General features: G+C 65.1%; 17 protein-coding genes and 1 pseudogene. 7 read left to right on the top strand and 11 right to left on the bottom strand.

From position 1 onward, the window contains the following. The first annotated feature begins 8 nt into the window (after positions 1-8). Positions 9-1,130 carry a fimbrial protein gene (locus tag V0R59_RS01225; protein ID WP_330074254.1) on the top strand — a complete coding sequence of 374 codons (1,122 nt, stop codon included), beginning with the start codon at positions 9-11 and terminating at the stop codon, positions 1,128-1,130. Between the two features lie 41 nt (positions 1,131-1,171). Here V0R59_RS01225 and sixA read toward each other — a convergent pair whose 3' ends face one another. From sixA to V0R59_RS01210, 3 genes are read right to left on the bottom strand one after another with little or no spacing between them, the layout of a single operon-like run. Continuing rightward, positions 1,172-1,627 (bottom strand): phosphohistidine phosphatase SixA, encoded by a 456-nt coding sequence (gene sixA, locus V0R59_RS01220; protein ID WP_330074253.1) that lies wholly within the window; start codon positions 1,625-1,627, stop codon positions 1,172-1,174. Then, entirely contained in the window at positions 1,624-1,971 is a 348-nt protein-coding gene (locus V0R59_RS01215) for a DUF4389 domain-containing protein (RefSeq protein ID WP_330074252.1), read from the bottom strand. Before V0R59_RS01215 ends, sixA begins: the two co-directional genes overlap by 4 nt. A 19-nt stretch (positions 1,972-1,990) precedes the next feature. Beyond that, positions 1,991-3,016, bottom strand: coding sequence for an NAD(P)H-dependent glycerol-3-phosphate dehydrogenase (locus V0R59_RS01210; protein ID WP_330074251.1), 1,026 nt, complete (start codon positions 3,014-3,016; stop codon positions 1,991-1,993). Between the two features lie 140 nt (positions 3,017-3,156). Between V0R59_RS01210 and V0R59_RS01205 the strand changes: the two genes are divergently transcribed. The 5 genes from V0R59_RS01205 (at position 3,157) to fabB (ending at position 10,032) form a co-directional block, all read left to right on the top strand. After that, complete coding sequence (locus V0R59_RS01205; protein ID WP_330074250.1) at positions 3,157-5,268, top strand: TonB-dependent receptor plug domain-containing protein; 2,112 nt, start codon at positions 3,157-3,159, stop codon at positions 5,266-5,268. Further along, a complete protein-coding gene (locus V0R59_RS01200) occupies positions 5,268-6,161 on the top strand; it encodes an ABC transporter substrate-binding protein (RefSeq protein WP_330074249.1) in 894 nt (297 codons plus the stop codon). The genes V0R59_RS01205 and V0R59_RS01200 overlap by 1 nt, the downstream gene beginning before the upstream one ends. Next, entirely contained in the window at positions 6,158-8,074 is a 1,917-nt protein-coding gene (locus V0R59_RS01195; protein ID WP_330074248.1) for a response regulator, read from the top strand. Before V0R59_RS01200 ends, V0R59_RS01195 begins: the two co-directional genes overlap by 4 nt. Before the next feature lie 210 nt (positions 8,075-8,284). Continuing rightward, positions 8,285-8,800, top strand: coding sequence for a 3-hydroxyacyl-[acyl-carrier-protein] dehydratase FabA (gene fabA, locus V0R59_RS01190; protein WP_330074247.1), 516 nt, complete (start codon positions 8,285-8,287; stop codon positions 8,798-8,800). Between the two features lie 11 nt (positions 8,801-8,811). Then, on the top strand, positions 8,812-10,032 hold the full coding sequence (gene fabB, locus V0R59_RS01185) for a beta-ketoacyl-ACP synthase I (RefSeq protein WP_330074246.1): 1,221 nt from the start codon (positions 8,812-8,814) through the stop codon (positions 10,030-10,032). 161 nt (positions 10,033-10,193) lie between these two features. Here fabB and V0R59_RS31820 read toward each other — a convergent pair whose 3' ends face one another. The 4 genes and pseudogenes from V0R59_RS31820 to V0R59_RS01170 form a co-directional block, all read right to left on the bottom strand. Then, positions 10,194-11,057 (bottom strand): methyl-accepting chemotaxis protein, encoded by an 864-nt coding sequence (locus V0R59_RS31820; protein WP_408005189.1) that lies wholly within the window; start codon positions 11,055-11,057, stop codon positions 10,194-10,196. After that, positions 11,049-11,819: pseudogene (locus V0R59_RS31815) on the bottom strand (MCP four helix bundle domain-containing protein); the annotation flags it as partial. The gene V0R59_RS31820 and the pseudogene V0R59_RS31815, both read right to left, overlap by 9 nt. Positions 11,820-11,960: 141 nt before the next feature. Further along, complete coding sequence (locus V0R59_RS01175) at positions 11,961-12,425, bottom strand: DUF3859 domain-containing protein (RefSeq protein WP_330074244.1); 465 nt, start codon at positions 12,423-12,425, stop codon at positions 11,961-11,963. A 69-nt stretch (positions 12,426-12,494) separates the two neighbouring features. After that, the gene (locus tag V0R59_RS01170; RefSeq protein ID WP_330074243.1) at positions 12,495-13,499 is read right to left on the bottom strand and encodes an amidohydrolase family protein; all 1,005 of its coding nucleotides are present in this window, start codon (positions 13,497-13,499) and stop codon (positions 12,495-12,497) included. 97 nt (positions 13,500-13,596) lie between these two features. On the opposite strand from V0R59_RS01170, the gene V0R59_RS01165 reads away from it, so the two are divergent. After that, positions 13,597-14,457, top strand: a complete 861-nt coding sequence (locus V0R59_RS01165) for a pirin family protein (protein ID WP_330074242.1) — start codon at positions 13,597-13,599, stop codon at positions 14,455-14,457. A gap of 36 nt (positions 14,458-14,493) precedes the next feature. Here the strand turns inward: V0R59_RS01165 and V0R59_RS01160 are convergent, their stop codons facing one another. The 4 genes from V0R59_RS01160 to V0R59_RS01145 form a co-directional block, all read right to left on the bottom strand. After that, positions 14,494-15,219 (bottom strand): dienelactone hydrolase family protein, encoded by a 726-nt coding sequence (locus tag V0R59_RS01160; RefSeq protein ID WP_330074241.1) that lies wholly within the window; start codon positions 15,217-15,219, stop codon positions 14,494-14,496. Between the two features lie 57 nt (positions 15,220-15,276). Then, positions 15,277-17,181, bottom strand: coding sequence for a molecular chaperone HtpG (htpG, locus tag V0R59_RS01155; protein WP_330074240.1), 1,905 nt, complete (start codon positions 17,179-17,181; stop codon positions 15,277-15,279). 108 nt (positions 17,182-17,289) lie between these two features. Further along, on the bottom strand, positions 17,290-17,751 hold the full coding sequence (locus tag V0R59_RS01150) for a PaaI family thioesterase (RefSeq protein WP_330074239.1): 462 nt from the start codon (positions 17,749-17,751) through the stop codon (positions 17,290-17,292). Continuing rightward, the gene (locus V0R59_RS01145) at positions 17,748-18,224 is read right to left on the bottom strand and encodes a PaaI family thioesterase (protein ID WP_330074238.1); all 477 of its coding nucleotides are present in this window, start codon (positions 18,222-18,224) and stop codon (positions 17,748-17,750) included. Before V0R59_RS01145 ends, V0R59_RS01150 begins: the two co-directional genes overlap by 4 nt. Positions 18,225-18,231 lie beyond the last annotated feature (7 nt).

The raw sequence follows: 18,231 nt of genomic DNA, 5'->3' as shown, positions 1-18,231 counted from the left end.
AGAATCCCATGACGCTACCGACCCGCGCCTTGCTGGCTTGCGCCGCCCTGACCCTGTTCATCCATCCCCAGGCCCGGGCGAGCGACCCGCCGAACCCGATCCCGGATGACGAGGAAATCTGCCGCTGGAGTGAGATCCGGCCACCGGGACCGTCCACCTACACCATCGACATCGGCACCTACCACGTCCCCCGGGATGCCCCCATCGGCACGCCCATCGGCCCGGTGGACGCGGTGTGGTATGGCGGCAACGATGTCGGCGCCATCCTGTCCTGCTTCCGCTGGGACGGCCCGCACGTGCTCAACCTGCATGCCCGGGCCACGGCCAAGGTGTTTCCGGATCCGCTGCCGCCGCTCAACGGCGAGGACCTCACCGGCAGGGTCCTGGAAACCAGCATTCCCGGGGTCGGCGTGCGCCTCAGGCTGGCACACCCCTTCGCCGGGGAATACTCCAATGCCTGGAGGCCGCTCGGCGAACCGATCGTGCCCTTCGACGCCGTCATCGATCACTTCACGCAGTTCTTCGCCGAAGTGGCCGGGATTCGCAGCTTCATCACCCTGATCAAGATCGGCCCCATCCCGCCGGGTATCAACGTCATCGATGGCAGCGAACTGTGGAGTGCCACCGCAAGCGACGTGGGCAGGGCCTGGGGCTGGCGTTTGCACGGCGCGGTGATCCAGTCGCAGTGCAGCCTGCCGACCAACCCGGTCAGCGCCGACCCGGTGGAACTGGGCGAATGGGACAGCCAGGACTTCACCGGCCCCGGCTTCGCCACGCCGGCGGTGCCCTTCACCATCACCCTCAGCGACTGCGAGGATGATCCGGAGAACGGCGTTGCCACCGCGCATATCCGCCTGGAGGGCGCCTTGGGCTCGCAGCCGATCGATGCCGCCCGCGGCATCTTCGGCCTGAGTGACGATTCATCGGCAGAGGGCGTGGCGATCCAGATGCTGATGGGCGATGGCGTCACCCCGGTGCAGCTCAACCAGAACGTGCCGCTGCAGGCCATCTCGCCCAGCGGCGAGACGGTGTTGCCCTTCACTGCGCGCTATTACCAGACGGAGGCGAGCGAGGCGGTGAAGCCGGGGTCGGCCAAGGGGGCGTTGAACTTCACCATCAGTTATCACTGAACAACGGCGGGCCTGCGCACTGCAGGCCCGCCGTCGTAACTTCAGGCGTGGCGCAGGCTGAGCAAGGTCATCAGGCCGGCCAGTGGCGCATCGCCTTGCAGCTCGGCCAGGCTGGCGGTGCTCATCGGTTCGCCGGCGTGGCGGCTACCGTGGCCGAGCAGGCCGAGCAGAGAGCTCACCAGCGGCTGGTGGCTGACCAGCAGGACATGCTCCAGGCCAAGGGCGTCGAGCTCGGCGACGACCCGGTCGGGATCGCTGTCCGGGGTCAGCCAGGACACGGTGCGCAGCGGCTCGGCGAAGCCCAGCGCGTCATGCACCAGGCCGGCGGTCTGCTGCGCCCGCACATAGGGACTGGCGAGGATCGCATCGAGGGGCTGGCCGAGCAGGTGCGCGGCGCTGCGCAGCACCTGCTTGCGGCCATGGTCGGTGAGGTTGCGCTGGGCGTCACTGCGGGCCTGGGGCTCGGCCTCGCCGTGGCGCAGCACCCAGACCTTCACAGCTTCGGCTCCTCGTCACGCACCGGGTGCGCTGCCGGTGGCACGCTGTGCGGCGCTTCGCCGTCGGCCGGGCGCGGGGTCGGCCAGTCGGCGAACGGCCAGGGTTTCTGCTCGGTGTGGAAGCTGCCGAAACGGCCGATCTGGGCGAGGAACTGGCTGAGGCTGTCGCCGAAGTTCATCAGGCTGCCGCTGGGCGCGCCGTAGACCAGGCGATACACCAGTTGCACCAGGACCAGGGCGCCGAGCAGGGTCACGGCCACCTGCCAGACCAGCAGGAACAACAACATCCACAGCACGCGAAGGACGATGGACTCACGCTGCATCTGGTTGGGGGATTCGCTCATCTGGGTGCTCCTGTCTGGTTCAGTTGAAACCACTGGTGGAAATGAAATCGACGTCGGTCTTCGGTTCGCCGCGCATCAGCAGCTCGATGACCTGGGCCAGGGTACGGCCCTCGAACAGGATCGCGTGCAGGCCGGCTACCAGCGGCATGTAGACCTGGACTTCCTGGGACTTGGCCTTGAGCACCTTGAGGGTGTTGACCCCTTCGGCCACCTCGCCGAGGCGGTTGACCGCCTCTTCCAGGCTGAGGCCCTGGCCGAGGGCGTGGCCGACCTGGTAGTTGCGGCTCTTGGGCGAGGAACAGGTGACGATCAGGTCGCCGACCCCGGCCAGGCCGAGGAAGGTCATGGGGTTGGCACCCTGGCTCACGGCGAAGCGGGTCATTTCGGCGAGGGCGCGGGTGATCAGCATGCTCTTGGTGTTCTCGCCCATGCCCAGGGCCACCGCCATGCCGGCGATGATCGCGTAGACGTTCTTCAGCGCCCCGCCCAGCTCGACACCGAAGCGGTCGGCGCTGGCGTAGACGCGGAAGGTGCGGCCGTGCAGCACGGCCTGGACGCGCTGGCAGAGTTCTTCGTCCTCGCTGGCGACCACGGTGGCAGTCAGCGCGTGCTCGGCGATCTCCCGCGCCAGGTTCGGCCCGGACAGCACGCCGATGCGCGCCTTGGGCGCGATGTCTTCGAGGATCTGGCTCATCAGCTTGAAGGTGTGCGCCTCGATGCCCTTGGTCAGGCTGACCAGCAGCTTGCCTTCGAGCAAATCGGCGTGGGGCGCCAGCACGCTGCGCAGGGCGCTGGACGGCAGGGCGACGAAAATCAGCTGGCTGCCCTGCAGCACCGGCAGCAGGTCGCTGACCGGGTCGACGCCCGGGTGGACCTTGATGCCCTTGAGGTAACGCGGGTTCTCCCGGGTCGTGCGCATGGCCTCGGCCTGTTCGGGGTCGCGCATCCATTGCCGTACCCCGACGCCATTTTCGGCCAGCAGGTTCGCCACGGCGGTGCCGAAACTCCCGCCTCCCAGAACTGCAACAGGTTGCTGTTCAGTCATATCCAATCCGTCAAAAACCATAAATAAGTGGCGAAGCCGGCATTATACGGCGCGCCGGTGCCACCACCAGCGCCAGATCACTGGAAAATGCCGGCTACTCGGTTAACATGCCGGCTTGTCCAGCCAACCAAGGCCGCTCCGTGTTTCCTGGCCCACGCACTCCACGCCCTTTCCTGCTGCTGGCCGCCCTGCTCGGCGGGCACGCCATGGCCGACGATCTGTTCGTCGACAGCCAGGCCCTGCCCGAAGTATTGACCGCCACCCGCCTGAAACAATCCCCCGCCGCGGTACCCGGCAGCATGACCGTGCTCGATGCCGAGCTGATCCGCGCCAGCGGCGCCCGCGACATCCCCGAGCTGCTGCGCCTGGTGCCGGGGATGATGATCGGCTACGGCGCCGGCAACCAGCCGACGGTCAACTACCACGGCAGCAACGTCAACGACGCCCGGCGCATGCAGGTGCTGATCGACGGCCGTTCGGTGTACCGCGCCGGCCTGGCCACGGTGGACTGGAGCGACATTCCCCTGGCCATGGAAGACATCGAGCGCATCGAAGTGTTCCGCGGGCCGAACACCGTCAGCTATGGCGCCAACGCGCTGATGGCGGTGGTCAACATCCTTACCCGCAGCCCGGCCGACAGCCACGGCACCCGCCTCAAGGTGACCCGCGGCCAGCGCGGCATCGATGACTTCTATGCCAGCCAGGGCATGGGCTGGGACGGCGGCGACCTGCGCCTGTCGCTGTCCGGGATGCAGGACGACGGCTTCGACGAGAACCGCTTTGGCGACGACTACCGCGACAGCCGGCGCCTGACCCGCTTCAACATCAGTGCCAGCCATACCCTGGACCCGAGCCAGAGCATCGACTGGCAACTGTCGGCCAAGGAAGGCACCAACCAGCGCCCATACACCTACCAGCCGGTGTTCCCCTACGTCACCCAGCGCGGCGACAACGCCGACGCCAAGGCCAAGGACTACGCAGGTTCAGTACGCTGGAACATCGATTTCGATTCGAGCCACAGCCTGTACGTGCAGGGTTCTGCCCAGCACTGGGACCGCCAGCAGGTGTGGCGCGCCTGCGATGCACAGATTGCCTTCAGCCCGGAACTGACCCGCCTGTGGCAGCTCAACCCGGACTATGCCGAGCAGGTGGCACGCAACGCCAACAACCCGCCGCCGAACGCCGATCCGGTGTTGCAGGGCCTGGCCAACCAGGTCGGCACGCAGTGGAACAACGGCGGCAAGAACGTGGTCTGCGGCGACGTCGACCAAAGCACCCGGGAAACCCGCTACGACCTGGAAATCCAGGACACCCTGAGCCTGGCCGACAACCTGCGCCTGGTCAGCGGGATCAACTATCGCTACGACCGTGCCGACTCCGAGACCTACTTCAACGGCAGCCTCGACGACCAGACCTGGCGCCTGTTCGGCCAGCTGGAATGGCGGGTCGACGAGCACTGGATCGTCCAGGGCGGCGCCATGTACGAGAGCTCGCGGCTGGCCCGCGACTCGCTGACCCCGCGGCTGGCGGTGAACTACCTGATCACCCCGCGCCATGGCCTGCGCGCGGTGTACTCCGAGGCGGTGCGCTCGCCGGACATGTTCGAGAACAACGTCAACTGGAGCTACCGGGTCAGCAACCTGTCGCCGCCGGCGTTCGGCCAGAGCACCGCCGAGTACTTCGTCAAGACCCGTGGCCCGGGCAACCTCGACCAGGAACTGATGCGCTCGCGGGAGCTGGGCTACAACGGTTACTTTGCCGATCTCGACCTGAGCGTCGACATCAAGCTGTTCTACGACGAGATCAGCGGCATGATCAGCGAGCCGCTGCGCAACAACCAGTACATCGCCAGCAACAGCAACAAGGCCCGCTTCCAGGGCAGCGAGGCGCAACTGGACTGGCGCCTGAACGCCGCCGATCGCCTGCGCCTGACCTACGCTTACGTCGACGCTGCGGCCAGCAACCCCGACGACCAGCGCCTCAGTGCACGCAACAGCGGCTCCGCCGGCTGGATGCGCGACTGGGGACGGGGCTGGTCCAGCGCCCTCTTCTATTACGGAGACGACGCCCTGAACCAGTACCGTTTCGAACGCCTGGACCTGCGCGTGGCCAAGCGCTTCACCCTCGACGGCGCCGGCCTGGAACTGGCCGGCACCCTGCAGCAACGGCTCGACGACCAGCCCACCACCACCCTCGACAACCGCTACGACAGTCGCCACCTGCTGTATTTCAGCGCGGAGCTGGAATTCTGATGCGCCTGTGGCGACGCTGCCTGCTCCTGGTCCTGATCTGGCCCATGGCAGCGCTCGCGGCCGGCGAGATCCTGCTCACCGGCGCCCAGGACAGCAGCGGCGTGCGCGACTTCGTCGATGCCCTCGGCGCCCGCCGCCCGGCGGACAAGGTGCACTTCGTGCCCCTGGCGCAACTGCCCTCGCCCGCCCAGCTGAAAGGCGACACGCGGCTGATCCTGCTCGACCCCGAAGCCCTCGACTGGCGCCTGCGCGAGCCCGCCGGGCCGCCGGCGCTGGTGCTGCGCATCAGCCGGGTCCAGGCCCAGCAGCGCCTCGGCGGCCTGCGCCCGCCCTACCTCAGCCTGCTGTGGAGCGATCCGCCGCTGGAACGGCAATTGCGCCTGATCCACTACCTGCTGCCGCAGGCGCGCCGGGTCGGCGTGCTGTACAGCGAGCAAAGCCGCTTCCTCCTCGATGAACTGCGCCACGCCGCGCGGCCCCTGGGCCTGGAAATCGACGCCCAACCCTGGCCCGACCTGCGCGACAACCGGCCGTTGCAGACCCTGCTCAAGGACACCGATGTACTGCTGGGCCTCGACGACCCGCAGCTGTACAACCCGAAGACCGCGAAGAACGTGCTGCTCAGCGCCTACTCGCGGCAGATGGCGCTGATCGGGCCCAACGCCGGCTTCGTCCGCGCCGGCGCCCTGGCCAGCACCCTCAGCGACCAGAGCGACTGGCTGGCGGTGCTCGACCGCCTGCTCGACCAGCCCGCGGAGAAATGGCCGCGCGCGCATTACCCCGAACATTTCAGCGTTTCCGGCAACCAGCAGGTGGCCCGCGCCCTGGGTATCGAGTCGATCGATCCCGAGGCGGCCCGCCAGGCCGTGTCCGCAGGAGAACCCGCCCGATGAAAAACTGGGACATCAGTACCCGCACCCAGATCATCAGCCTCGGCCCGGCGCTGGTGCTGACCCTGCTGCTGATCAGTTTCTTCACCTTCGTACGGATCCAGGACCTGCGCCAGGAGCTGAACCATACCGGGCAGCTGATCGCCAACCAGTTGGCCCCGGCCTCGGAGTACGGGGTGATCTCCGGCAACGACGAGGTGCTGGAAGGCCTGATGCGCGCCACCCTGAGCATTCCTCACGTGCGCTTCCTGGAAGTGCAGGACAACGCCAACCACATCCTGGTCTATGTCGAGCAGCCCGACGAGCACGTCAACCGCGCGCAGCAGGTGGAAGTGTTCCAGGCGCCCATCCGCCTGCAACGCATCAGCCTCGACAGCGACTTCATCAACAACACCAGGACAGCGCCGAGCATCACCGCCGACGACTACCTGGGCCGGGTGATCGTCGGCATGTCCGATGACGCCTTCAGCCAGCGCCAGCAGGAAATCGTGATCAAGGCCGGGATCCTCGCCCTGTTCGCCCTGCTCTTCACCTTCCTCCTCGCCCGGCGCCTGGCGCGCAGCCTGTCGACGCCGATTGCCGACATGGGCCACGCGGTCAAGGCGATCCAGAAAGGCGACTTCGACACGCCGCTGCCAGTGGTGGACGACAGCGAGCTGGGACACCTGGCCCGGCATATCAACAACCTCGCCAGCGGCCTGGCCCTCGCCTCCCACGAGCAGCAGCAGGCCATGGCGCAGATGGTCCAGGCCCGCGAGGAAGCCGAGCAGGCGAACAAGGCCAAGTCGGAGTTCCTGGCAATGATGAGCCACGAACTGCGCACGCCGATGAACGGCGTGCTGGGCATGCTGCAACTGCTGCAGACCACCGAGCTGAGCGACGAGCAGGCGGAATACAGTGCGGTGGCCAGCGAATCCACCGGGCACCTGCTCAAGGTCATCAACGACATCCTCGACTTCTCGCGTATCGAGCGCACGGCGCTGCAGCTGGAACAGATCGACTTCAACCTGGCGGAGCTGATCGGAAATTGTGTGCAATCATTTCTGCATACCGCGCAACAGCGCCAGCTGGCCCTGGAGCTGGAGATGCCGGAGGGCCTGGAGCAATTGCTGGTGTGCGGCGACCCGACGCGGATCCGCCAGGTGCTGGTCAACCTGATCGGCAACGCGCTGAAGTTCACCGAGCACGGCAGCGTGCGGGTGATGCCGCGCTGGCAGGTGCTCGACCGCCAGTTGATCTGGTTCACCTGCGCGGTGCGCGACACCGGCATCGGCATCGACAACGCCCGCCTGGAAACCATGTTCGTCGCCTTCCAGCAGGCTGACAGCTCGATTTCCCGGCGCTATGGCGGCACCGGCCTGGGGCTGTCCATCGCGCGCAACCTGGCCGAGCGCATGGGCGGCAGCCTGCGCGCCGAAAGCCGTGAGGGCGAAGGCTCGACCTTCACCCTGGAAATGCCCCTGACCCTGCGCCTGCGCGAGCACCCGGACGCGTTGCCCGGCAATGCCGAGGCGGGCGACGGCGCCAACGGCCGCTCGGTACTGCTGGTGGAGGACAATCCGGTGAACCAGGCGGTGATCCAGGCCATGTTGCGCAGCCTCGGCTTCGAAGTCTGCGTCGTCGCCGATGGCGCCCAGGTCATCAGCCTGGTGGCCCGGCAGCGCTTCGCTGCAGTATTGATGGATTGCCGGCTGCCGGTGGTCGATGGCTACGAGGCAACCCGACGCCTGCGGCAGATGCCCCAGGGCCGCGACCTGCCGATCATCGCCCTGACCGCCAACGCCTTGCAGGGCGACCGCGAACGCTGCCTGGCAGCGGGAATGAACGATTACCTGGCCAAGCCCTTCAAACGGACCGATTTGCAGCAGATTCTGCACCGTTGGCTACCCGATCAGGCAGTCGCGACTGGCGAATAATGCTAAATTGCGGCAGTCTTACAGGCCGGAACCGACCTAAGAAAGGTCTGTCGGAAAAATTTCAGTGCACAAGTGTACATCTTCGTCCCTGTGCTGTGACTTTCACCACAACGCAATAGTCTATGAGTAGGCTGCCGCCTCAGGCCAAGGGCTCTGGGACGGATCGGGAAGAACTGCCCCGTGCCGCACGAGGATTATTGAGGAGCTCGCATGACCAAACAAAACGCCTTTACCCGGGAAGACCTGCTGCGCTGCAGTCGCGGTGAGCTGTTCGGCCCAGGTAACGCGCAACTGCCCGCCCCCAACATGCTGATGGTGGATCGCATCACCCACATCAGTGCCGAGGGTGGCAAGTACGGCAAAGGTGAGTTGGTCGCCGAGCTGGATATCAATCCGGACCTGTGGTTCTTCGCCTGCCACTTCGAAGGCGATCCGGTGATGCCGGGCTGCCTGGGCCTCGACGCCATGTGGCAGCTGGTCGGCTTCTTCCTCGGCTGGCAGGGCCTGCCGGGCCGCGGCCGCGCCCTGGGTTCGGGCGAAGTGAAGTTCTTCGGCCAGGTACTGCCGTCGGCCAAGAAGGTTACCTACAACATCCATATCAAGCGCGTCCTGAAGGGCAAGCTGAACATGGCCATCGCCGATGGCTCGGTCAGCGTCGACGGTCGCGAGATCTACACCGCCGAAGGTCTTCGCGTCGGTGTCTTCACCTCCACTGACAATTTCTAAGGGTTATTCGTATGCGCCGCGTCGTAATCACCGGTCTGGGCATCGTTTCCTGCCTGGGCAATGACAAAGAGACCGTCTCCGAAAACCTGCGTAAAAGCCGTCCGGGCATCCGTTTCAACCCGGAATACAAGGAAATGGGGCTGCGCAGCCAGGTTTCCGGCTCCATCGACCTCAACCTCGAAGAACTGATCGACCGCAAGGTCTACCGCTTCGTCGGCCACGCCGCAGCCTACGCCTACCTGGCGATGCAGGACGCGATCAAGGACTCCGGCCTGACCGAAGAGCAGATCTCCAACCCGCGTACCGGCCTGGTTGCCGGCTCCGGCGGCGCCTCGACCCTGAACCAGATGGAAGCGCTGGACACCCTGCGCGAGAAAGGCGTCAAGCGCGTCGGTCCGTACCGCGTGACCCGCACCATGGGCAGCACCGTTTCCGCGTGCCTGGCCACCCCGTTCAAGATCAAGGGCATCAACTACTCGATCTCCTCGGCCTGCGCCACCTCCGCGCACTGCATCGGTACTGCCATGGAGCAGATCCAGTGGGGCAAGCAGGACATCGTCTTCGCCGGCGGCGGTGAAGAAGAGCATTGGAGCCAGTCGTTCCTGTTCGACGCCATGGGCGCCCTGTCCACCAAGCGCAACGAAGAGCCGAGCAAGGCTTCCCGTGCCTACGACGCCGACCGTGATGGCTTCGTCATCGCTGGCGGTGGCGGCATGGTGGTGGTCGAGGAGCTGGAACACGCCCTGGCCCGTGGCGCCAAGATCTACGCGGAAATCGTCGGCTACGGCGCCACTTCCGATGGCTACGACATGGTTGCCCCGAGCGGCGAAGGCGCGATCCGCTGCATGCAGCAGGCGCTGTCCACCGTCGACACCCCGATCGACTACCTGAACACCCACGGCACCTCGACCCCGGTCGGCGACGTCGCGGAAATGAAGGGCGTGCGTGAAGTGTTCGGCGACAAGGCCCCGGCCATCAGCTCGACCAAGAGCCTGTCCGGCCACTCCCTGGGCGCCGCTGGCGTGCACGAAGCGATCTACTGCCTGCTGATGATGGAAGGCAAGTTCATCGCCGGTTCCGCCAATATCGACGAGCTGGATCCGGAAGTCGCCGATCTGCCGGTGATCCGTGAAACCCGCGAGAACGCCAAGATCGACACCGTGATGAGCAACAGCTTCGGTTTCGGCGGCACCAATGCCACCCTGGTGCTGAAGCGCTGGGAAGGCAAGTAAGGCTTAGCCCCTTGCAATGAAAACGCCCCGACTTGGTTCGGGGCGTTTTTGTTTGTGGAGGGGACTCACAGGCCCTGTAGGAGCGGGTTCACCCGCGATTACGGTAGTGAATCCACCATAGCAATCGCGGGTGAACCCGCTCCCACAGGGTCCGCGCCCCCTTACACAGAGAAGCGCCGCACCAGGGTATTCAGATCCACCGCCAGCTGCGACAGCGCCTGGCTCGCCTCCACCGTCTGGCTCGCACCCGCCGAGCTCTGCAGGGCCAGGTCGCGGATATTGGTCAGGTTGCGGTCCACCTCCCGCGCCACCTGAGCCTGCTGCTCGGAAGCGCTGGCGATCACCAGGTTGCGCTCGTTGATCCGGCTGATCGCCGCGGCGATCTCTTCCAGCGCCGCCCCCGCCGCATGGGCGCCATCCAGGGTATTGCGCGCCCGCTCGCGGGTTTGCTGCATGCCATCCACGGCGCGATCCGTACCTTGCTGGATACCCTCGATCATCTGCTCGATTTCCCGGGTCGACTGCTGGGTACGATGAGCCAATGCCCGCACCTCGTCCGCCACCACGGCGAAACCGCGCCCGGCATCCCCGGCCCGCGCCGCCTCGATCGCGGCATTGAGCGCCAGCAGGTTGGTCTGCTCGGCGATGGAGCCGATCACATCGAGCACCTTGGAAATCCCGTGCACCTGCTCGGCCAGTTGCCCGACCTCGTCGACGTTGTTGCTCACCCCCGCCGCCAGCTCTTCGATCGACACCACGGTCTGCTGCACCCGGGCCTGCCCCTCGCGAGCAATGCGATCGGACTCGCGGGAAGCCTCCGAGGTCGCCACGGCATTGCTGGCCACTTCCTCCACCGCAGCGGTCATCTGGTTCACCGCCGTGGCCGCCTGTTCGATTTCCTGGGTTTGTTGCTGTAGTCCGCGGGTGGCATCCTCGGTCACCGCGCTGAGCTCTTCCGAGGCCGAAGCCAGCTGGTTCGACGAGTCGGAAATGCGTCCGATGGTGTCGCGCAGGCTCTGCTGCATCTTCTTCAGCGCCACCAGCAGGCGCGCCGGCTCGTCACGCCCCTGGATGCTGATCTGCGGGGTCAGGTCGCCAGTGGCCACCACCTCGGCCACCTGCAGCGACTGCGCCAGGGGATGGACGATGCTGCGAGTCAATACATAGGCCAGGATGACCGTCAGTACCAGCGAGCCCGCAAGCAGGACCATCACCCACAACCGCGCACTGACGTACACCGCCTGCGCCTTGTCGGTCGCCATGTGGGCATGCTGGTTGTTGAGCTCGATCAGTTCGTTGAGGGTGGCGGTGAGGGTGTCGGCCAACTGGTTCATGTCACCGTTGACCAGCGTCTCCGCCGCCTGGATCTGATTGCTGGTGGCCAGGCGAACGACCTGCGACTGCATCTCCAGATACTGCTTCTGCAGCTCCCGGTAGCGATCGAACAGGGTTCGCTCCTCGGGCAGCACGATCAGCGCGTCATACTCGCCCTGTGCCTTGGCCAGGGCCTGCTTGAGGGATTCGATGCGGGCAACGTTCTGCTGCTGCACCGTCGGATCGCGGTTGACCAGCAGGCGCAAGGTCAACGCGCGGATCCGCAGCATGTCCTGGCTCATGGTGCCGACGTTGATCACGCTGGGCAGCCAGTTGTTCTCCACCTCGTCGGACTGCTCGCGCATGCTGGACATCTGCGCCAGCGCGAACAGGCCCAGGGTCACCACCAGCACTGCCAGCAAGCCGAACCCCAGGCCCGCCCGCGGCGCTATGTTCAAGCTTCTCAGACTCATCGCACGGTTCCTTCCGAAAAGGCTGCGCAGGTCGGCAGCTGACAGTCTTTTTAGAAGGTATCGGACCGTTGGATTTTTGCGTAAGAAGAAATGGTGATATCAAATCGCCTGGTGATTTCGACAGCAAATTGCCGCCATGCATCAGCGCACGGTGAAACGTTTCTCCGCCAGCAGGCGATCGCCCTGGAACACCATGAAGTGCCACTCGCCCGGCACCGCTTCGTGATGCTCGGTGAATTCGTAGGCCATCACGTCCTGCGGGGCGCCCGGCACCAGCTTCTGCACCACTTCGAACTTGTCGTGGCGCTTGCCGTCCGGGGTGACGATACCCGGGGTGAGGTATAGCAGGGTCAGCGGGGTATCGTCGGCGGTCTTGCCTTCAAGGCGATAGCGGATGCCGAACTTGCTGCCCAGCTTTGCCGGAACCACGTCGGTGGCCTGGATGTTCTGGCTGCTCATGGTGATCACCCGCTCGCCGGGCTGGGGGTTCTTGATGTTGGTCTCGAACACCCCGTATTCCACCGGTCCCTGCACGCGGACTTCGGCGTGGGCCAGGCCAGCGATGCACATCAGCCCGACCAGGGCGCTAAAACGGCTCGTCAACATACTGCGCTTCCTTTGTTGTGGATCGCGGCAGACTATGACTCGGGCATGACAGGCTGATGACAGTCCCGCTCAACGTGGCTTCGGCAACACCGCGAGGAAGTTGTCGCGAGCCACCTTGCGCGCGATGTCCTCGGACAAGGCGTCAAGGAACGGCTCGAATCCATGCAACTGCTCGCCGAGACTGCCGAAGCGCCCGACCACGTCGGAACCCAGCATGAAGCGCTCGGGAAAGCGCTTGACCAGGGCCAGCCACTCGGCCCGAGGCTTGCCCTGGTCATCGAGCAGGTAAGGCTGCAGTACGCTCCAGGAGAGGTCGACATACAGGTTCGGATAGTCCTCCAACAGACGCTCCAGGGTCGGCCGCAGGAAGTCCATCTGCGTCTGGTGCCGGTGGATCTCCATGCTGCTGCCGGCATGGGCCCAGATGAAGCGCGTGTGCGGGTGGTTGCGCAGCGGCTCCTCGATCTCCGCCAGGTACAGCGGGTTGCGCTCGCGCTTGGAGGTGATGTTGGAGTGCAGCAATACCGGCAGATCCTGTTCGGCGGCCAGGTGATAGATGCGGGTCATCGCCTCGTTGTTGGCCCTTGGCGTGTCACCGCTGGTAAGGGCGGTGAGGTCGTCGTGGCGGGTGAACACCTCGCCGATGCCCTGCCACAGCCCGGGATACAGTTCCAGCATGCGCTCGATGTGGGTCACGGCGTTCTTGTCCACCGGGTTGAAGCCGGACAGGAACGGATGGAAGCGCTTGCGCTGCTCGGGCGGCAGCTTTTCCAGTGCTGCGGCGACATAGATGTCGGTGGCGCTGTACCAGTAGGCGTCGGCGTCATCGCCAGCGTAGTAGCGCGGACGCTTGGGCTCGTCCTCGTGCCATTTCTTCGCCACGGGGATGCCGCTGATCATCGACTGCTCGATGCCCGCCTTGTCCATGGCCTCCAGCAGCGCCGGCATGCCCTCGCTTTCCTGGAAGAAATCGACGTAATGCAGATGGGCGTCGCTGTAGCGGTAGTCCCGGGCTTGCGCTTCGGCGACCAAGAGCCCTCCGAACAGCAGTCCCGCCAAGGTTCGTGCGAGCATTCCTACCCCCCTTCGTCATGCTTCGGATAGGGTAGACCGCGCATCTCTGACAGCGGTTCGCTATGCTGGGCCGATCTAATCGCCTCTGGAAGCCGTCATGACCTCGCCCCTGGTAATCCGCCCGCGCGCCGAATCGGTGGAGGGCCAGCCGATCCTGCGTCCGCTGCCTTCGGCGAAGTGCCGCAGCGTCGGCCCCTTCGTATTCTTCGACCATATGCTGGAGACCGACTATGCGCCGGGCCACGGCATGGATATCCGCCAGCATCCGCATATCGGCCTGTCGACCCTGACCTATCTGTTCGAGGGCGAGCTGCTGCACAAGGACAGCCTGGGTTCGGAGCAGCGGGTGCTGCCTGGCGAAGTCAGCTGGATGACGGCCGGGGCGGCGATCGCCCATGTCGAACGCACACCGGCGGACCTGCTGGAACAGGGCTCGCGCCTGCATGGCCTGCAAGTCTGGCTGGCTTCGCCGAAGGAGCGGGAGCAAGGGGACGGGCACTACAGCCATCACAGCGCCGCCAGCCTGCCGGTGAGCGAGGCGCTGGGCGTGCGGATCCGCATGATCGCCGGCAGCGGCTTCTGCCTGGAATCACCGGTGCCGGTGCTCTCCCCTACCCTTTACGCCGAGGTGTTCATGGAGGCAGCGACGACCCTGTGCGTGCCGACCGAACATCACGAGCGGGCGGTGTATCTGTTGTCCGGAGAGGCGAGCCTGGATGGCGAGGCGCTGGAGCCGCAGACCCTGGTGATACTGGCCGAGGGCGAGGAAGCGAGCCTGTATGCCGATGGCGCGTGCCACCTGGCGATCATCGGTGGCGCGCCGCTGGATGGGCCAAGGCGGATGAACTGGAATTTCGTGGCGAGTGACCCGACCCTGATCGAGCAAGCCCGGCAGAAGTGGGCAGCCAAGGACTGGCCGGTGGTTCCGGGTGAATCCGGCAGAATCGAGCTGCCCTGAAGCCGGCAATCGCGGGCAACGCCCGCGATGAGGCCATCAAGCCTTGAACACTTCGTCCAGCAGATCGTGCATGGCCGCGAACGCCCGCTTGGCGGTGCGCGCGTCGTACATCATCTTGCCCGGCACATTCGCCGCCGGATCGGTGAACGAGTGCACCGCACCACCGTAGCTGAGCAGTTGCCAATCCACGCCTGCCGCGTCCATCTCGGCCTCGAACGCCGGCAGTTGCTCCTTCGGCACCAGAGGGTCGGCCGCGCCGTGCAGCACCAGTACCGAACCCTTGATGTTCTGCGCATCCGCCGGATTCGGGGTATCGAGGGTGCCATGGAACGACACCGCCGCCTGCAGCGGAGCGCCATCACGGGCCAGCTCCAGAGCGCAGCAACCACCGAAGCAGAAACCGAATGCGGCCAGCTTGCCCGGGGCCAGCACCGCCTTCGACTGCCCAAGCAGTTGCGCCAGCGCCGCCTGCATGCGTTTGCGCAGCTCGGCACGGTCGTTCTTCAGCGGCATCATCGCCGCACCGGCCTCTTCGGCGTTCTGCGGCCGTACCGACTGGCCATAGAGGTCGGCGATCAGCACCACGTAACCCTTTTCAGCCACGGCACGGGCGATACGCTCGGCGCCCTCGCTGATGCCCATCCAGTTCGGCGCCATCACCAGCGCCGGCTGCTGCAGCGCGCCATGGGTATAGACCAGACGGCTCTCGTAGGCGTGGCCACCGACGTGGTAGACCAGCGATTCGATCGTCACATTGCTCATTCGATTCTCCTTGCACCATGAAAAAAGCCCGCCGAAGCGGGCTTTCCTGCAACTACATCAAACCGACAACTCGACCAGCAGCTTGTTCAGCCGGCGCACGTAGGCGGCCGGGTCCTTCAGGCTGTCGCCCGCGGCCAGCGCGGCCTGGTCGAAGAGGATATGCGAGAAGTCGGCGAAACGGTCTTCGCTCTGCTCGTTGTCCAGCTTCTCGATCAGCGGGTGGCTCGGGTTGAACTCGAAGATCGGCTTGGAGTCCGGGACCTTCTGCCCGCTGGCTTCGAGGATCTGGCGCATCTGCAGGCCGAGGTCCTGTTCGCCGATGGCGAGGATCGCCGGCGAGTCGGTCAGGCGGTGCGACACACGCACTTCGCTGACGCTGTCGCCCAGCGCGGCCTTGAGGCGCTCCACCAGGCCTTCCTTGTCCTTGGCGATCTCTTCCTGGGCCTTCTTGTCCTCTTCCGAGTCCAGCTTGCCCAGGTCCAGGTCGCCGCGGGCGACGTCGACGAAGCTCTTGCCGTCGAACTCGTTGAGGTAGCTCATCAGCCACTCGTCGATACGGTCGGTCAGCAGCAACACCTCGATGCCTTTCTTGCGGAAGACTTCCAGGTGCGGGCTGTTCTTCACCTGCGCGTAGGACTCGCCGGTGAGGAAGTAGATCTTGTCCTGGCCTTCCTTGGCGCGGGCCAGGTAGTCGGCCAGGGAGACGCTCTGCTCGCCGCCCTCTTCGTGGGTCGAGGCGAAGCGCAGCAGGCCGGCGATCTTCTCCTTGTTGGCGAAGTCTTCCGCCGGGCCTTCCTTGAGGACCTGGCCGAAGTTCTTCCAGAACGCCTTGTACTGCTCGGGTTCGTTCTTCGCCAGCTTCTCCAGCATGTCCAGCACGCGCTTGGTCAGCGCCGACTTCATCGAATCGATGATCGGGTCTTTCTGCAGGATCTCGCGGGAGACGTTCAGCGACAGGTCGTTGGAATCGACCACGCCCTTGATGAAGCGCAGGTACAGCGGCAGGAAGGATTCCGCCTGGTCCATGATGAACACGCGCTGCACGTACAGCTTCAGGCCGCGTGGCGCTTCGCGCTGGTACAGGTCGAACGGCGCGCGGGCCGGAACGTACAGCAGCGAGTTGTATTCCAGCTTGCCTTCGACCTTGTTGTGGCTCCAGGCCAGCGGGTTCTCGAAGTCATGGCCGATGTGCTTGTAGAACTCCTGGTATTCCTCGTCCTTGATCTCGGTACGCGGACGGGTCCACAGGGCGCTGGCGCGGTTGACGGTTTCCCATTCCTCGGCCGGCTTTTCCTCGCCTTCGGCGGCTTCGGCCTGCTTCGGCAACTCGATTGGCAGGGCGATATGGTCGGAGTATTTCTTGACGATATTGCGCAGGCGCCAGCCATCGGCGAACTCTTCCTCACCCTTCTTCAGGTGCAGGACGATGCGGGTGCCGCGCTCGGCCTTGTCGACGGTGGCGACTTCGAAGTCACCCTCGCCTTTCGACGACCAGTGCACGCCTTCGGCGGCAGGCGCACCGGCACGGCGGCTGAACACGTCGACCTGGTCGGCGACGATGAACGCGGAGTAGAAGCCCACGCCAAACTGCCCGATCAGGTGCGAGTCCTTCTTCTGGTCGCCGGTGAGGTTCTTCATGAAGTCGGCAGTGCCGGACTTGGCGATGGTGCCGAGGTGCGCGATCACTTCCTCGCGGCTCATGCCGATGCCGTTGTCTTCGAGGGTGACGGTGTTGGCGTCCTTGTCGAAGCTGACGCGGATCTTCAGGTCGGCACCGCCTTCGAGCAGCTCAGGCTTGGCCAGCGCTTCGAAGCGCAGCTTGTCGACGGCGTCGGAGGCGTTGGAAATCAGTTCGCGAAGGAAGATTTCCTTGTTCGAGTACAGCGAATGGATCATGAGGTGCAGCAGTTGCTTCACCTCGGTCTGGAAGCCCAGGGTTTCTTTTTGAGTCTCCACACTCATGGTCTTCAAAACTCCGATCTGATGGCATTGGTCACGCTGGCAGGCGGCCTTCCGGGCGCGCCCGACGCCAGTCGCGGCGGGATGAACAGCAGATGGGGCCGCGATGGACTATTTCAAGGGCGCACTCAGTTCTTTGATCTTGAAATGCGCGCGGGCCGTGGCGATGGGCTCGTTGGCATCACCCTGCCAGGCCGTGATCGCCACGTTGGTCACCCGGCGGCCCTGGCGCCATAGCTGGCAGCGGGCGTAGGTGTCGCGGAAGTGGCCGGCGCGCAGGTAATCGATGGAGAAGTCGATGATCTTCGGGATGCTCGCGCTCTCGCTGAAGATCAGCAGGTACAGCGCTGCCGACAACTCCATGAATCCGGCGATCACCCCGCCATGGATGGCCGGCAGCAACGGGTTGCCGATGTTGTCCGGATTGGCTGGCAGGCGGAACAGCAGGTCATCGCCGTCGCGGCTGCATTCGATGCCGATCAGGCCGGCATAGGGGATCAGTTGCAGCAAGGCGGAGTAGTCGCCGCGGCTGTGCGCCTCGCGCAGTTGCTGGTGAATGTCGGCGGGGATCATTGCGTCTCCCCCTTGAGCTTGCGGGCGAAGTTGATGCCGCCCTTGATGTCCTTGCCCAGGCGCATGTAGGTGCCCACCACCTGGGCAATGGGCTGTTCGGGGTCGTCCTGGAAGGCGGTGCCACGGATGAAGATCACATCGCGGCTGACCCGGTAGCAGTGGGCATGGCCGTATACGTCCTGGTCGGCGACACCGGGGCTCATGTAGTCGATGCGCAGGTCGAGGGTCGGGCACACTTCGAATTCGGGCAACGAACAGAGGGTGGCCATGCCCAGCGCGGTGTCCATCAGAGTGGTGATGGCACCGCCGTGGATGGCTCCAGTCTGCGGGTTACCGACGATCGACGATGAATAAGGCAAGCGCAGGACAATACCTTCGGCATCGACCGAATGAACTTGAATGTTCAATTTCTGGCAATGACGCAGAGCGGAAAGGAAGCGTCTGGCGCGCTCCAGCAGTGGTGTTTCATTCATTCCCGAA

It is taken from the genome of Pseudomonas ulcerans (assembly GCF_036324125.1).
GTDB lineage: Bacteria > Pseudomonadota > Gammaproteobacteria > Pseudomonadales > Pseudomonadaceae > Aquipseudomonas > Aquipseudomonas ulcerans.
Note: the sequence above shows the minus strand (reverse complement) of the source record. Positions and strands in the feature narration are given on the sequence as shown.

Coding starts and splice junctions, on each gene's coding strand:
- V0R59_RS01145 (WP_330074238.1), bottom strand. CDS start 18,224: ATGAATGAAACACCACTGCTGGAGCGCGCCAGACGCTTCCTTTCCGCT.
- V0R59_RS01165 (WP_330074242.1), top strand. CDS start 13,597: ATGACCTCGCCCCTGGTAATCCGCCCGCGCGCCGAATCGGTGGAGGGC.
- V0R59_RS01200 (WP_330074249.1), top strand. CDS start 5,268: ATGCGCCTGTGGCGACGCTGCCTGCTCCTGGTCCTGATCTGGCCCATG.
- V0R59_RS01160 (WP_330074241.1), bottom strand. CDS start 15,219: ATGAGCAATGTGACGATCGAATCGCTGGTCTACCACGTCGGTGGCCAC.
- fabB (WP_330074246.1), top strand. CDS start 8,812: ATGCGCCGCGTCGTAATCACCGGTCTGGGCATCGTTTCCTGCCTGGGC.
- V0R59_RS01225 (WP_330074254.1), top strand. CDS start 9: ATGACGCTACCGACCCGCGCCTTGCTGGCTTGCGCCGCCCTGACCCTG.
- V0R59_RS01170 (WP_330074243.1), bottom strand. CDS start 13,499: ATGCTCGCACGAACCTTGGCGGGACTGCTGTTCGGAGGGCTCTTGGTC.
- htpG (WP_330074240.1), bottom strand. CDS start 17,181: ATGAGTGTGGAGACTCAAAAAGAAACCCTGGGCTTCCAGACCGAGGTG.
- V0R59_RS31820 (WP_408005189.1), bottom strand. CDS start 11,057: ATGCAGCAGAGCCTGCGCGACACCATCGGACGCATTTCCGACTCGTCG.
- V0R59_RS01175 (WP_330074244.1), bottom strand. CDS start 12,425: ATGTTGACGAGCCGTTTTAGCGCCCTGGTCGGGCTGATGTGCATCGCT.
- V0R59_RS01210 (WP_330074251.1), bottom strand. CDS start 3,016: ATGACTGAACAGCAACCTGTTGCAGTTCTGGGAGGCGGGAGTTTCGGC.
- fabA (WP_330074247.1), top strand. CDS start 8,285: ATGACCAAACAAAACGCCTTTACCCGGGAAGACCTGCTGCGCTGCAGT.
- V0R59_RS01195 (WP_330074248.1), top strand. CDS start 6,158: ATGAAAAACTGGGACATCAGTACCCGCACCCAGATCATCAGCCTCGGC.
- V0R59_RS01150 (WP_330074239.1), bottom strand. CDS start 17,751: ATGATCCCCGCCGACATTCACCAGCAACTGCGCGAGGCGCACAGCCGC.
- V0R59_RS01215 (WP_330074252.1), bottom strand. CDS start 1,971: ATGAGCGAATCCCCCAACCAGATGCAGCGTGAGTCCATCGTCCTTCGC.